The sequence below is a fragment of the Rhodobacteraceae bacterium M385 genome (assembly GCA_025141835.1).
Taxonomy (GTDB): Bacteria; Pseudomonadota; Alphaproteobacteria; order Rhodobacterales; family Rhodobacteraceae; genus Gymnodinialimonas.
On the sequence record CP081102.1, the window covers coordinates 788987 to 804004 of the forward strand.

9 protein-coding genes are annotated in these 15018 nt (G+C 61.0%); 6 read left to right on the top strand and 3 right to left on the bottom strand.

Going from position 1 to position 15018, the window contains the following annotated elements:
• The first annotated feature begins 53 nt into the window (after positions 1-53).
• The 3 genes from glpD to K3728_04040 are packed head-to-tail and all read left to right on the top strand — an operon-like array spanning position 54 to position 3908.
• Positions 54-1616, top strand: a complete 1563-nt coding sequence (gene glpD / locus K3728_04030; GenBank protein ID UWQ96414.1) for a glycerol-3-phosphate dehydrogenase — start codon at positions 54-56, stop codon at positions 1614-1616.
• Complete coding sequence (gene glpK / locus K3728_04035; GenBank protein ID UWQ96415.1) at positions 1613-3082, top strand: glycerol kinase GlpK; 1470 nt, start codon at positions 1613-1615, stop codon at positions 3080-3082. Before glpD ends, glpK begins: the two co-directional genes overlap by 4 nt.
• Positions 3075-3908 carry a carbon-nitrogen hydrolase family protein gene (locus K3728_04040; protein ID UWQ96416.1) on the top strand — a complete coding sequence of 278 codons (834 nt, stop codon included), beginning with the start codon at positions 3075-3077 and terminating at the stop codon, positions 3906-3908. Before glpK ends, K3728_04040 begins: the two co-directional genes overlap by 8 nt.
• Here the strand turns inward: K3728_04040 and K3728_04045 are convergent.
• Complete coding sequence (locus K3728_04045; protein ID UWQ96417.1) at positions 3905-8401, bottom strand: Hint domain-containing protein; 4497 nt, start codon at positions 8399-8401, stop codon at positions 3905-3907. The genes K3728_04040 and K3728_04045 overlap by 4 nt on opposite strands.
• Positions 8402-8500: 99 nt before the next feature.
• On the opposite strand from K3728_04045, the gene K3728_04050 reads away from it, so the two are divergent.
• The 3 genes from K3728_04050 to K3728_04060 all read left to right on the top strand — a co-directional run bounded on the left by K3728_04050 (position 8501) and on the right by K3728_04060 (position 12159).
• A complete protein-coding gene (locus K3728_04050; GenBank protein UWQ97633.1) occupies positions 8501-8704 on the top strand; it encodes a hypothetical protein in 204 nt (67 codons plus the stop codon).
• 10 nt (positions 8705-8714) lie between these two features.
• On the top strand, positions 8715-9491 hold the full coding sequence (locus K3728_04055; protein ID UWQ96418.1) for an IclR family transcriptional regulator: 777 nt from the start codon (positions 8715-8717) through the stop codon (positions 9489-9491).
• A gap of 139 nt (positions 9492-9630) precedes the next feature.
• Entirely contained in the window at positions 9631-12159 is a 2529-nt protein-coding gene (locus K3728_04060; GenBank protein ID UWQ96419.1) for an FAD-dependent oxidoreductase, read from the top strand.
• Positions 12160-12281: 122 nt separating this feature from the next.
• Here the strand turns inward: K3728_04060 and K3728_04065 are convergent, their stop codons facing one another.
• Both K3728_04065 and K3728_04070 read right to left on the bottom strand, forming a co-directional pair.
• The gene (locus K3728_04065; protein UWQ96420.1) at positions 12282-12746 is read right to left on the bottom strand and encodes a hypothetical protein; all 465 of its coding nucleotides are present in this window, start codon (positions 12744-12746) and stop codon (positions 12282-12284) included.
• 389 nt (positions 12747-13135) lie between these two features.
• Positions 13136-14944, bottom strand: a complete 1809-nt coding sequence (locus tag K3728_04070; protein UWQ96421.1) for a patatin-like phospholipase family protein — start codon at positions 14942-14944, stop codon at positions 13136-13138.
• Positions 14945-15018: the final 74 nt, after the last annotated feature.

The window sequence follows — 15018 nt, forward strand, 5'->3', positions numbered from 1 at the left end:
GAAAAGAGGCTTTCAGCCTGACAACGACGGCCAGTAGCCCAAGGAAACCGCACATGGATGAGCCATACGACCTTTTTGTCATCGGAGGCGGCATTAACGGCTGCGGCATTGCACGCGATGCTGTTGGGCGCGGGATGAGCGTTTGTTTGGCCGAGATGGAAGACCTTGCAGGCGCGACCTCTAGCGCCTCGACCAAGCTGTTCCACGGCGGATTGCGGTATCTTGAGTATTTTGAGTTCAAGCTGGTGCGCCACGCGCTGGAAGAACGCGAAACGCTGTTGCGGGCGATGCCCCATATCAGCTGGCCAATGCGATTTGTTTTGCCGCTGTCCAAGGACATGCGCTTCGATAATTCGACACCGACCTCAAAACTTCTGGGGACAGTCATGCCTTGGATGCGGGGACGGCGGCCCAATTGGCTGATCCGTTTGGGGTTGTTCATGTATGACCATCTGGGCGGGCGTAAAATCTTGCCCGCCACGGCTAGCGTCAGCCTTGATGGCACCGCGGAAGGGGCGCCGCTGCAAGACCGCTTTACCAAGGCGTATGAGTATTCCGATTGCTGGGTCGAAGATGCCCGCCTTGTGGTTTTGAACGCCCGTGACGCCGCCGCGCGGGGCGCACGGGTGATGGTGCGGACCGAAGTGACCTCGGCCACCCGCGAGGACGGGGTTTGGCGGATCGAGGTGACCGGCGAAAACGGTGCAGAGGTGCTTTATGCACGCGCTTTGGTCAATGCCGGTGGGCCTTGGGTGGCTGATATCGTGCGCAACGTGGCACGGCAAAACTCTACGGAAGGGGTGCGGCTGGTGCGCGGCTCTCACATCGTGACGCGCAGGCTTTATGACCACGACAAGTGCTATTTCTTCCAAGGCACCGATGGGCGGATCATTTTCTCGATCCCTTATGAGACGGATTACACCCTGATCGGCACCACCGATGCCGAACATAACGACGACCCGCGCCGCGCAGAATGTAGCCCGCAGGAACGTGATTATTTGCTGGCTTTCGCCAACGAATATTTCAAGGAAACGCTCACCGCAGAGGACGTTGTTTGGACCTATTCCGGCGTGCGCCCCCTTTACGATGACGGGGCGAAATCCGCCACGGCGGCTACGCGCGATTACGTCTTGTCGTTGGATGACGCAGGCGCGCCGATGCTCAACGTCTTTGGTGGCAAGATCACGACCTACCGAGTGCTGGCCCAGGATGCTTGGGCAAAGCTGGCGCCGCATTTCCCCGAGGCAACAGGGGATTGGACCGCCGGCGTGCCCTTGCCCGGAGGGGATTTCCCGGTGGACGGCGTAGACAGGCTGATTGCTGAATTGAAGTCGACCTATCCGTTCCTGACTGACCGATGGGCCAAGCGCCTGATCCGCGCCTATGGGACCGAGGGCGCAGACATTCTGGGGACGGCCGCAACGCCTGATGACTTGGGGCAAGATTTCGGCGCTACGCTAACAGAGGCAGAAGTGCGCTGGCTGATGAGCCGTGAATATGCGCGCAAGGCCGCAGATGTGGTCTGGCGCCGCTCGAAACTTGGCCTCAAACTGAGCACCGAGCAGATCGCCACGTTGGAGAGCTTTATGGCGACTGCAAGGGAGACACAGACATGACCCAGATCCTCGCCATTGACCAAGGCACAACCTCCACACGGGCGATTGTGTTTGACGCGGCGTTGCGGCCCAAGGCCAGCGCTCAGAAGGAATTCACGCAGCATTTCCCCTCGTCCGGATGGGTCGAGCATGATCCAGCGGAAATCTGGGAAACGGTGCTGGAAACCTGTAAAGGCGCGTTGGAACAAGGTGGCGCGGTGACCGCGATTGGTATCACCAACCAGCGCGAAACGGTCGTCGTCTGGGATCGCGAAACCGGAGAGCCGGTTTACAACGCCATCGTCTGGCAAGATCGCCGCACGGCCAAATTCTGCGCCGATCTGAAGGCCGCTGGCCACGAGGAAATGGTGCGCGACAAGACGGGCCTGTTGCTGGACCCCTATTTCAGCGGCACGAAACTGGCTTGGCTTCTGGATAACGTGGACGGCGTGCGTGCGCGGGCCGAGTCCGGGAAGTTGGCTTTCGGCACCATGGACAGCTTCCTGATCTGGCGCATGACCGATGGCAAACGCCACGTCACGGATGCGACCAACGCCGCGCGGACCTTGCTTTACAACATCGCCGAGGGGCGGTGGGATGATGAGATTTTGGACCTGCTCAACATTCCCGCCAATTTGCTGCCCGAGGTGTTGGATTGCGGCGCGGATTTTGGCGAGACATCGCTGTTTGGCGCGCCTCTGCCGATCCTTGGTGTGGCGGGCGACCAACAGGCCGCCACCGTGGGGCAGGCGTGTTTTGCGCCTGGCATGCTGAAATCCACCTATGGGACGGGCTGTTTTGCGCTGTTGAACACCGGCGACACGCTGGTGAAGTCGCAAAACCGCATGTTGGGGACCATTGCCTACCAGTTCGACGGCAAGCCGACCTATGCGTTGGAGGGCTCTATCTTCATTGCGGGCGCGGTGGTGCAATGGTTGCGCGACGGGCTGAAGATCATTGACGATGCCTCCCAAAGTGCGGGGCTGGCCGAGGCAGCGGACCCGACCCAAACGCTCTATATGGTGCCGGCCTTCACCGGGCTCGGTGCGCCCTATTGGGACCCGGACGCGCGGGGGGCGATCTTTGGGCTGACCCGTAATTCTGGCCCGGCGGAATTTGCGCGGGCAGCGTTGGAAAGTGTCGGCTTCCAGACTCGTGATTTGTTGGAAGCTATGGCGGCGGACTATCCCGGCGACACCCGTAACGTGCGCGTCGATGGCGGCATGACCGCGTCGGATTGGACGATGCAATTCCTATCAGACATCCTTGGTGCCCCTGTGGATCGGCCGGAAGTCTTGGAAACAACGGCAGTGGGGGCCGCATGGATCGCGGGCCAGAGGGCTGGGATTTATGCCGACCAAGATGGGTTCGCCGAGGCTTGGGCCTTGGACAAGACGTTCACCCCAACCATGGATACGGCCACTAGGGACGCGCGATATGCGGGGTGGAAGGATGCCATTGCGCGGACGTTGACCGACAATGGATAAGCCGCTGCGCCTTGCCATCGGGCAGATGTGTTCGGCTGATAGCCACGTTGCCAATATCGCCACGGTCAGCGCCTTGGCCGCCAATGCCGCCGGGCAGGGGGCCAAAGTGCTGGCCCTGCCCGAAGTAGCCGGGCTGATGAACGCCAACCGCAAAGTGGCGCTGACGCAGGTGGTACAGGCGGCGGATGATCCATTCGTAGCGGCTTGCCAAGAGCTTGCCGCGAAACACGGGCTTTGGATTCACAATGGTTCCACCCCCGTTCTCGCCCCCGATGGAAGGTTCTTGAACCATACCACGTTGATCGACGACCAAGGGGCGATCCGGGCCGAATACGATAAGGTCCACCTGTTTGATGTGCAGATCGAGGGGCAGGCCCCGATCGGTGAATCCAAACGCTACGCCCCCGGTGACGCGCTGGTAATGGCCGATACGCCTTGGGGCGGGTTTGGCCTGACGATCTGTTATGATCTACGGTTCCCCTATCTTTACAGAGCGTTGGGGCAGGCGGGGGCCTCGGTCATTTTCATCCCTTCGGCCTTCACCGTCACCACGGGGCGGGCCCATTGGGAGACCTTGCTGCGCGCGCGCGCCATTGAAACGGGTGCTTTCGTGATTGCAGCGGCGCAATCGGGTACCCACACGGACGGGCGCGAAACCTATGGCCATTCACTCGCCGTAGACCCTTGGGGCCGTGTGTTGGCGGACATGGGGGAGGGGGCGCCGAAGATGGCGTTGGTGGATTTGGACCTATCACTGGTCGAGAAAGCGCGGGCGCAGATCCCGGCGCTGCAAACGGGCAGGGACGTGACCCTGCGCCGGGTTTAAAGGGTCAGAAGCTGCGCCTCGTGGGCCTTCAGGCTCAACCGGGCTGAGACATAGTTTTCGCGGCCTTTCTCGGTCGCCAATTCTGGGAAAACATGCAGCAAATCGCCGAAAATCTCGCGAGCTTCCTGGTTTTGCACCATGTCGCCGGGTTGAAAGCTTTCGGTCCAGGCGTCATCCACACAGATCACCTCATGGGCGTCACACATGACGTGGATATAGGTCACCCTTTCGCAGGTCGTCACAACGTCAACGCCCGGAAGGTGCAGCAGATGTTTGGCGCGGACCAAGACCTGATCGTGGCCAAACAGCAACTCGGCCTGAACGCCTTCGATCAGCATCCGATGTTGGGGAGAGACCTCCATATCCCGGTTCGGCACACCTGCGCCTAAAGCCCCCTTGCGGATGCGGATGGGGCGCAGATGCGGGGCTTTGGCCAGATCCACTTGGGTCAGAGTTTTGGTGCCAATCCAGCGGATGGATTGCAGACCGTTGTCGCGTGTCTGGATCAGGTCGCCGACGCGAAGCTGTTCGACCTTGAATGTGCCCCGCTCAGTCGCGACACGGCTGCCGGGGGTGAAACAGGGAATGATTGTCTCGATGTTGGAGAACGTCAGCGTGGTGCCATCGCTGAACAGGACCGAGCCGTTTTCAGGGTTGCCGCTATCATAGGTGATGACCGCGTCTTCGTCGCCCAGATAGAGCGTATCGTTGTCGTCGCCGCCTTCGCCGCCGTCGATCACATCGCCCGAGCCGCCGAAAATCCAGTCGGCGTCGTCGCCCCCCGATAGCGTGTCGCTGCCTTCGCCACCCTCTAGGCTGTCTTGTCCCGCGCCGCCGTCCAGAACGTCGTCGCCTGCGCCACCGTACAGCGTGTCGTTCCCGGTGCCGCCGGACAGGCTGTCGTTGCCTTCTTCACCGTAGATGGAGTCGTTGCCAGCCCCGCCCTCGATGGTGTCGTCGTTATTCACGCCGATGAAGTCCGTCGGGTCGATTGACGTGTCGTTGGTGGATACAACCGCGAAGTTGTCCAACGCATAGGTTTCATCGGTGGCTTCTTGGTTCAGGGTTGAACCGAAGCCGAGATCCAGCGTTTCCGGGGCGTCCTGAACCTCGATCCGGACGCGGAACGACTGGTCGGTGGTGTAGCTTTGACCGCTCCAATACCCGTCTTGCGCGGCATTCCCAAGCGATGTCAGCGAGACGTTGTAGGTGACGCCATCAATGACAATTGTATTGCTTTCGCCAACGGCGGTGTTGGGGTTGAAGGTCTGGCTGAAGATCTCTTGGCCATTGGCGAAGATCTGAAAGTCTTCGCTGTCCCAACTGTCGATCCGGTGAAAATCAAACTCGATCACAGCGTCGTCGTAGGCGGGGTCAAAGGTAAGCGTGCGCTCAACTTCTACGTCCGTGTCGGAGGCGGTGCCTTCAATGGGCCCCAGAACCGAGCCGTAGTAAGCATCGGTATTATCCGTGGGGGCCGTGCCCCAGCCGCCGTCGTTGCCGTTGTCGAAATCATCGGCATAGATCAACGTGCCATTGGCGGGCGTGCTGGTGCCGCCGTCGCCATAAAGCGCGTCATCGCCTGAGCCGCCGACAATTCTATCGGCACCATCGTTACCGATCAGTGTTTGATCCGCGGCTGAAGCTCCGGCGTCGATTGTGTCGTCTTGAGCGGTGCCGTCCACCTGCTCGATATTGGTGAATTCCACACTGTCCGCAGAGCCAGTGTCGGACACATTGCCTTGCTCGTCGCCATCAAAGACCACGTCAATGCCGGTGCTCATGGCGCTGAAATCTAGGGTGTCGAGGTCATCTCCGTCCTCTCCGCCATCCACGGTGTCGGTACCAAAACCGTCCGAAAACTGGAAAACGTCCTGCTCAGCACCGCCGCTCAGGCTGTCATTGCCCGCGCCGCCGTCGATGGTGTCGTTCCCAAAGTCGCCGGATATCGTATCGTCGCCCAGACCGCCCATAAGGCTGTCGGCACCAGAGCTGTTGAAAACAAGGGTAGAGCCATCGGCGGGCGCTTCATAGACCTGAAGGATATCGCCGTTGGTCGGGTCCAGTAGCAGCCAGTTGGTTTGCGTGGTCGAGGGCGCAGTAAAGCTATTGCCCGCGGGGATCGTGATGACAGAAACGACCGCGCCGGTGTCATCGACCTGCGCCAGTTCCACTGCATAGGGGCTGTCGTTCTGGAACGTGGCAGTGGTCGCCGTGCCGCCTGTGCCCGAGGGGATATCGGCGGGGTCTACGGCCAGTTGGTCGCCAAAAATAATGTCATCGCCCGCGCCGCCATCGATGGTGTCGCCACCTTGGCCGCCATGCAGAACGTCGTCATCCGTCTCGGTCGCGGTGTAGTGCACATCCGTGAGATAGGCGACTTGGCCGCCGGTGCTGCCGTTTTCGTAGATAATCTCAAAGCTGGTAATAGGCCCGGCAATTTCCACAAGAACCGAACCGGCTTGCTCGTTCGGGTTGTCGGTGCCGGCCCCGGTCACGGTCTGGCCAGAAACCACGTCCGCCGCGGATTCCGAGGTCAGCGTAACGGGAACAAGGTTGCCGTCCGCGTCATAGGCGTTGACGGTCAGGATATCTTCCCAAGAGCCCGCATCGACGTCGTTTAGCCGGAAAGACACATCCGTCAGTGGCACGTCAGAGGCGAAGTCTACGGTCGCCACGTCAGGCCCGCCGCTTCCTGATAGCGCGAGGCCGGAATTTGCGTCGAAGGGCTCTCCGCCTTCCACATACTGCGTGGCGCCCGTTGTGGTGGCTTGGGTCAGGGCACCGTCGTTGGTGATATTGACCGTGATATTGGCAATGCCCGTGTCCTGCGTGACCCCGCCTGTGACATCGGTGCCGGTGCCTTCTGCGATCCAGCTAAAGCTCTCATCGGCGGAATTCAGTGGGCCGCTTGGGCCGCCTTGTACGCTATCGTCGCCTTCACCGGCATAAACGGTGTCATTCCCAAGACCCGCTTCAATCGCGTCTTGGTCGCCCGTGGTGCCAAGGGTGCCGTCGTTGTTGTCGACCTTCTCAAGGTTGGTGTCCGAGTAAGAGCTGTCGATGACATCATCGCCTTGGGTGCCTTGAACGATGCCGTCAGGGCCACCGTTGACCACAAGGGTTTCGATGCCCGTGAAGGTCGCGGTGGAACCGTCGTTGAAGTAGACCGTGCCGTTTTCGGGGTTGAGCGTGTCAAAGACGACCTCGGCCACGTCATCCACGATGAGTTGGTCATTGGTGTCTGTGCCGCCTTCGCCGCCGATGACGACATCGCCGCTGCCTGCGGTGATGATATCGTTGCCGTTGCCGCCATCCAGCGTGTCAGCACCTTCGCCACCGGTCAAAACGTCCGAGCCGCTGCCGCCCAATAAGCTATCGTCGCCGTCGCCGCCGGTTAACGTGTCGTTCCCGGCACCACCGTCTAGCGTGTCGTTGCCTGCGCCGCCGTCCAGAATGTCCCTGCCTGCGCCGCCATTGAGGTTGTCTTGCCCCGCTCCGCCGTCCAGCGTGTCGTTACCATCGCCCCCCAAAAGCGTGTCGTTGCCTGCGGTCCCGGATAGCTGGTCGTTGCCCGTGCCGCCATCAAGGCTGTCTTGCCCCTCGCCGCCGTTCAGCGTGTCATTGCCGCTTCCGCCTAGAAGTGTGTCGTTGCCGGTGTCGCCCTCCAGCACATCGTTATCGGCGCCACCATCCAGAAGGTCGTCGCCGAAGCCGCCGGTGATTGTGTCGTTGCCCGCATTCCCTGAAAGCACGTCGTCATCGGTGGGAACCGCATCAAATTGAATGTCGCCCACAAGGCCCAATTGGGCGCTTGTGCCGAGATTGGAGTAGATGATTTCAATACTGGCAACAGGCCCTGCAATTTCTACAAGGACCGAGCCTTCGGGGTCGCTGTAACCCGTCGCGCCGGGGCCTGCCGTCACGGTATTGCCGTCCACCGTGTCGCCGCCCGAAGCGGTCAGGACGACCGGGATCGGGTTGCCAGCGGCGTCATAGGCATTGATGGTAAATACATCCTGCCAGCCGGCTTGGTCGATGTCGTGCAGACGGAAGGAGACGTTTTCGACCTCATCGGCAAAGCCCGAACCGCCCACAGACGAGAAGTTCAGACCAACGGTCCAGACATCGGCACTGCCGTCGCCACGGATGGCAAGGTTGGAGTTGGCGTTGAAGGTTTCGCCGCTGCCCACGTAGGTTGGGTCCGTTTCGACCTGTGCTGTGGTGCCGCCGCCGTCGTTGGTGAAGCTTACGCCGACGTTGATGCCGCCGGTGTTCTGAGTGAAGCCGCCGGCAAGGTTTGTGCCGTCGCCGCCTTGGGCGTTCCAATTCAGGTCAAGGGCTGTGGGAGCAAGGGAAGCAGCACCGCCGTCGATGACATCATCGCCGCCGCCGCCAGAAATGGTGTCGTTGCCGGCAAAGCCTGTGATCTCATCATCACCGCTTGTGCCGTTCAGATTGTTGTCTGAGCCGTTGCCGTTAATCGTCGCCATGCCGTCCTGCTCGCTGTGTCTCGCCTTTGCGGCTGATTACTACGCATGCGTGAGAGGTAGGCGTTGGAGTTGTCGAAAGTTGGGCGCGGGCGGACGACAATGTGGCGATGGCGGGGCATTGGCAGCTGTATTTGCCTGACTTGGGGGCAGCTTTTGCACGGCGACACGACGTCTGGCGTTACAGGGGTGCCGTACTTCAAACTGTTGCGCTATACGTGGCTTTACTTGATCGCGTTGATCTCGATCTGGAACATCGTGGCGTTGGTGCGCGCGCTTTCAACCGCGCTGTTGCCGATCCTGTAAGGAGACTTGGATGGACGGAGAACGTCCTCGCGATTCGATACCGACGAACCTCCGGCTTTTGATGGTGCTGGAGGAAGTCGCACGCGTGGGCCTTCCGGTGACCCCGACGGAGGTGAATGCAAACCTTGATTTGCCCAAGCCGACGATCCACCGCCTTTTCGCCACGCTGGAAGACGAGGGTTTTTTGCAACGCGACATGGACGGGCGGACCTATTCGCCCGGCCCCCGGATGCGGGTTCTTGCGGCCTCGACCCTGTCGTCGCTGCGTATCCGAACTGCGCGGCAGGCGATCCTGCGCCGCCTGAGCCGTGAGATCGGAGAGACCTGCAACATCGCCCTGCCGGACCGCGATTGCATGCTGTATCTGGAACGGGTCGAGACCGAATGGCCCCTGCGCATTCAATTGCCGCAAGGCACCCGCGTGCCGTTCCATGCGACAGCGTCTGGCAAGATGTACCTTAGCGCGCTCGCGCCCAATCATCTCAAGCGTTACATCAAGGCTGCAAGCCTGACCGAGCACACCGAAAATACGATCACCGACCCAGCCGCTCTGATGGCGGAATTGGACGAGGTGCGGCGCAATGGCTACGCGTTGGACCGGGAAGAGTTTATGCCCGATATGGTCGCGCTCGCGGTGCCGATCATGGAGCCTAATGAGCGGTTGATGGCGACGCTGTCGTTCCACGCCCCAACGCAGCGTTTCGATGTGGCCCGTGCGATCACCTTTCTAGAGCCGCTGCGCGAAGCGGCAAAAGACCTGTCGCTGCTGACTTCGTCGGACGCGTAAACCGCTTCTTCCCCCAACCGTGTGCTGCAACTTTGCCCCCATGTCGCTTTTCTGCGGCTTTGGGTCGGATGGGATGGGCGTTTTTCGTAGCTATAGGGCAGGTATGGGGCGGAAAACTACTTCAGCTGGAGCGCCGCCCATGACCACCCCTCAGCCCTTCAAGACGAACGTGAAAGCCCTTGTTGTTGGCGGCGGGGCCGTTGGCACCTCGATCGCGTATCATCTGGCGAAAGCGGGGTGGGATGATGTGGTGTTGCTGGAACGCGACGAGCTGACGTCAGGCTCTACCTGGCACGCGGCGGGGCTTTTGCCGCTGTTCAACATGTCTTTCGCCACGACGCACATCCACGATTATTCGGTGAAATTTTATAAGGAGCTGGAGGCAGAGACCGGCCTTAACGCGGGCTTTGCGGTGGTGGGTAACCTGCGTATGGCGCAAACGGACGAGCGGATGGACGAGTACATGCTCTATGCTTCCACCGCCGAAACCGTAGGTGTGCCGTTCGAATTTTTGACTCCTGACGAGATCAAGCAACGCTGGCCCCTGATCCGCACCGATGACCTGAAAGGCGCCCTTTATCACGCTACCGACGGCTATATTAACCCTGCCGACGTCACCATGGCGATGGCCAAAGGGGCGCGGCAACGGGGCGTAGAGATCGTGCGCAAATGGCAAGCGGACGCGTTCCACTGGAACGGCTCGGCTTGGGAAGTGACGTGCACGAAGATGATCGAGAAGGGCGGTAACCTTGTGCCCTCGGACGAGCAGATCGTCGTGACCGCCGAACATGTGGTCACCGCCTCGGGCAATCACGCGCAACGCACTGCCCAGATGTTGGGGATCAAGATGCCTGCGATCCCAGTGGAGCATCAGTTTATCGTCATGGATCAAGACCCTGCGCTGGTCTCCTACCGGGCTGAGGGCCACGCCGAACACCCGGTTATCCGCGATGCCGATGCGCAAAGCTATGTGCGCGAAGAACGCGGCGGCTGGATTTTGGGCGTCTACGAGAAAGACGCGCCTGCCCGGTTTGAATACGGCGTACCCGATAGCTTCCGGGCGGACCTGTTCCCGCTGGCGCTTGACCGGATCGAAGACCAGTACATGGCGATGATCCACCGCATTCCGACATGCGAGGAAAGCGGTCTGAAGGACGATTTTAACGGCCCGATTTGCTACACACCCGATGGCAACCCGCTGGTCGGGCCCGCGCCTCGGATGAAGAATATGTGGCTGGCTGAAGGGTTCAGCTTTGGCATCACGGCGGCGGGTGGCACAGGCTATTACCTTGCGCAGATGATGGTAGAGGGCGAAGCCGAGATCGACATGGCCTCTCTCGATCCGCGCCGCTATGGCGATTGGATGACGACGGAATATGCGGCCCGTAAGAACGAGGAATGCTATGACCACGTCTACATTCTGCATCATCCGGATGAGGAACGCCCCGCCTGCCGCCCTCTGAAAACGGCACCCTCCTATGACCGGATGAAGGCCCGTGGCGCTCAGTTTGGCTGCGTGAACGGGTGGGAACGGCCCAATTACTTTGGCCCCTTGGATGCGCCTGACAGCTTTGACCACGACAGCCGCAGTTTCCGGCGCGGGGGCTGGTGGGAATATGCCAAGGCCGAGGCCGAGGCGGTGCGCAATGGTGTCGGGTTGATCGACGCCACCGCCTTCACCAAGCACAAGCTGCGCGGGCCGGGCGCGGCAGGGTTTCTGGATTGGTTCACCACCAACAAGCTGCCCAAAGTGGGCCGCATCAACCTGACCTACGCGCTGACTGCGGCAGGCACGACCCGCACCGAATACACGATTGTTCGCCTGGCCGAGGATACGTTCTATCTGGTCAGCGCAGGCGCGTGGCAGGCCTATGACAGCGATTTCCTGGCACAAGCGATCAACGATAATGTGCATCGCTTTGGACCGATGTGGCTGGATGATTGCACGGGCCAACATGGCGTTTTCGCGATTGCGGGGCCGAAATCCCGTGACGTGCTGCAAGAGCTGGTTTGCGATGCGGACCCGGCCTCGGCCCTGTCCAACAAGCGCTTCCCTTGGCTGTCGGCCCGCAAGCTGGAGCTGAAGATGTGCCCCGTCAACGCAATCCGCGTCGCTTATACCGGTGAGTTGGGGTGGGAGCTGCACCACCCGATGGAGATGCAGAACTACCTGTTCGATCAGCTGATGGCGGCGGGCGAAAAGCACGGGCTGAAGCTGGTGGGCGCAAGGGCGCAAAACTGGCTACGTCAGGAAAAAAGCTACCGGGCGTTCGGAACCGAACTGGGCCGGGATGCTACACCACTAGAGGCGGGGTTGGACCGGTTCGTAGACCTGAGCAAAGACTTCCACGGAAAAGAGGCGATGGAGGCCAAGGGCATCCGTTCCAAATGCGTGACGGTTCTAATCGACGGCCCCGCTGACGCAGACCCATGGGGCCGAGAGGCGCTGGTGGTAGACGGTGAAAAGGTCGGGCGCTTGACCTCGGGCGGGTACTCCGTGGCCTTCGGCAAACAGATCGGCATGGGCTACGTGCGCCCCGATCTGGCCGAGGTCGGCACCAAGCTACAGGTGCGCATGTTCCGGCAGTTGTTCGACGCCGAGGTGGTGGAAGACAGCCCCTACGACCCCAGCAACACCACGATCCGGGTCAACGCGCCGGGGTTTTGATTAACCGGCGGGGGAGACGCTGGCTCGCTGTTTTCGCAAGGCAAAAACCGCGAGCCTCGCCCCTCCCGCCGCCCCGTAGTAGCGCTGCGAGGAGGGCGGGTTACCGCCCGAGGAGGGGCGCGTTACTGGTTCATCAAGCGACCCATGATGTTGGGGTCCATCATTGCTTGCATCAGCCCGCTTTCCTGCATGCGGCGCATGGCGATTTCTGCGGTGCCACAGGACTGCCCGGTGCGCATGGCGAAGTCTGGGTTGATTGGAACGGGCGTGGCGGTTGCCATCTGTTCGATCGAGGTAATCTGAACCGTGGCAAACACGTCCATTTCGTCGAGGTAGCTGCTGACAGCCGCATCGCCACCTTCGGCACGGATCGCGTCCAGTGTGCATGCCGCTGCGCTGCGCATTTCGGTGTCCCATGCCCAATCTGGCATGGCGGCGGCCATTTCTGGTACGCGAGAGGTCAGGAAAGTCTCCATGTTCTCGCTCGCCGCAAGGGTTGCGATCTCTAGGCGCTCAACCTCGGATTGCGCAAAGGCGGCGGGGGCGGCAAGCAGGGTCAAGCCTGCTGCAAAGGCTATGTGTTTCATGAGTTTATGTCCGTTGATGAAGAGTTTCCCGCGCCACCATGAGGGTCGCGCGGGCATCTGCCAAGGTCAGGAAAACCCTGAGGTATGGAGCAGCGAACCTTCGCTGTAATCCGTCTGCCCCATAAGGACCGTTGAATAGGTCGCAAGTCGGGCGAGGTAATCGTCCACGATTGCGCCTTGGTGGGGAAGGCGGAAACAACCGAATTGGGGCCCGCAATGAAGCCGTCGGCCGAGACGGACACGTCATAGATGATAGGTTGCATGAAAATGCACCGAGATAAGATCGCCAAGGGCCCGCACTTCCGCGTGCGGGTGTCTTAGGCTGTCTTGATTATCGGCAGGGTCCCTCCGGGTTGCCCGAAAAGCAGCAGCACAATTTGGTCGCCTGTCTAGTCGCGGCCCGTCGCGGCTGTGCGTAGGGCGGCCATCAGCGCATCGCCCTGTGCGTCACGTTCGTTAAACTCTTCCAACGCGTGCTTGTAGGCCATCTCGTAGAATAGCTTGTGTTGGCCCCATGCAAGGAAGCCCGCGCCCTTTAGGCCGGGGGGGCGGATCATCAGGTCGGACGCAGGGTTCAGGGCGTTCAGCATGTCGGACTGGCCCACCAAAAGGGACCGCATGACCGTAGAGATCACGCCGGGTACACGTGTGCTGGTTTTGGCGAATGGGTTGACCGTTTGGCGCAGCAATTGGCCGCGACCGGGCAGGCTGGCGTAGTCCACATGGACCGTTTTGTTTGTGGCTCGTTGGACATTCACCACAACATTGGGGCCAGACTTCAGCCCATGCATGGTGCGGAATGGCATGTTGTCTATGCAACCGCCATCGACCAGCATCCGCCCATCGCTGGTGAAGAAGGGCGGCAGAACGCCGGGAATGGCGGAAGAGGCGCGGATTGCCTCCCACAGGGGGCCACGGGTGATGACCGTCTTGCGCATCTCAGACAGGTCCGCGGCCACAGCGTAATAGGGCAGCCATAGGTCTTCAATCGGTTCCGAACCGAAGTGCTCCTGCAACGCGCCGTCCAGCACCTTGTGATCGAGGAAGGCAAACTTGGGCACGGTGATTTTGCGCATCGCGCCAGAGCGCACGAAAATCTGCTCCACCCTCGGGCCGATTTCTTCGGCAGGCACACCAAGGGCAATCGCGCCGCCCATGGCGGAGCCGACAGACGTGCCGCCCACAATGTCCACGGGCAGGCCCATTTCGCCCATGGCGCGGTAGACCCCCACATGGGCCACCCCGAAGGCACCGCCGCCCGACAGGACAAGGCCCACGGCGTTGCCCGACAGGAACCGGCCAAGGCGCGCGATGTCGGCATCGCCGCCGGTCAGCGCCACATGGTGATGCAGGAACACGGGACGAGAATCGAGCCAGCGCCCGGTGCCCGCAGCCTTCTGCATCCGGTGCGGATGCAAAAGCACAAGGCGACGTTGACTTTCGGGCAGGATTTGAAGGGCGAAGGCCTCCAGCTCGGACGGTTCTTGATAGTTGATCGCCTGCGCCACGATCACCGCTTGGTCCGCTTGCTTCAACGCGGCCCGCGACCAGTCGCCATCCACGGCGTTGGCCACGAACAGCACGATCTGTGCGCCCTGTTCTTGGGCGTTTAGCCAAGCAATGGAGTCGGGCGCAGAGGGATCTGCGCGCTCGCCCATAGCCTCTTTGAACGCGGTCTCTGTTACGAGGGCTACGGTATGATGGGCTTCAATCGCGCGGGTCAAATCCGGCACGAAGCGCTCGGGCAGGGGGGCATTGGCTGCGGGCAGGATGCAGAATGTGCGCGCAGGCGGACGGCCCGGATCAGGGGTCACGCGGGCCGATGTTTTGTCCAGACGTTGGGCCAATTCGGCGGCCATGGCTTGGGGCAGGCCGTCAACCTCGGAACAAAGGGCGTCATAGGCCGCACGGTCGATCCGGTAGACGATGCTGTCACGGGCCGCGACGACATCGGCGGTACGCGCCGATCCGGTCAGGAAGGCGATCTCTCCGATCACCGTTCCGGCGCCGATCTCGGCCAAGTCCACGCCGTCACGCTCCACCCGGAACCGGCCCGAGAATACGAGGTACATCGCCTCGGCGGGCGTTCCAGCGGTGATCAGCTTGTGGCCACGTTCAACGGGCGTCTGGGACAGCCGCGCAAAGGCGGGCCCTTGCAGGAGGTTGAACAAGCCTTCGGGCGCAAAGTCGCTTTGCATCAATTGTCTTTCTGATCGTCTTATCGGTGCCGGCCAATCCCAAGGAGGCCATGAATTAAACGATAATAAACACC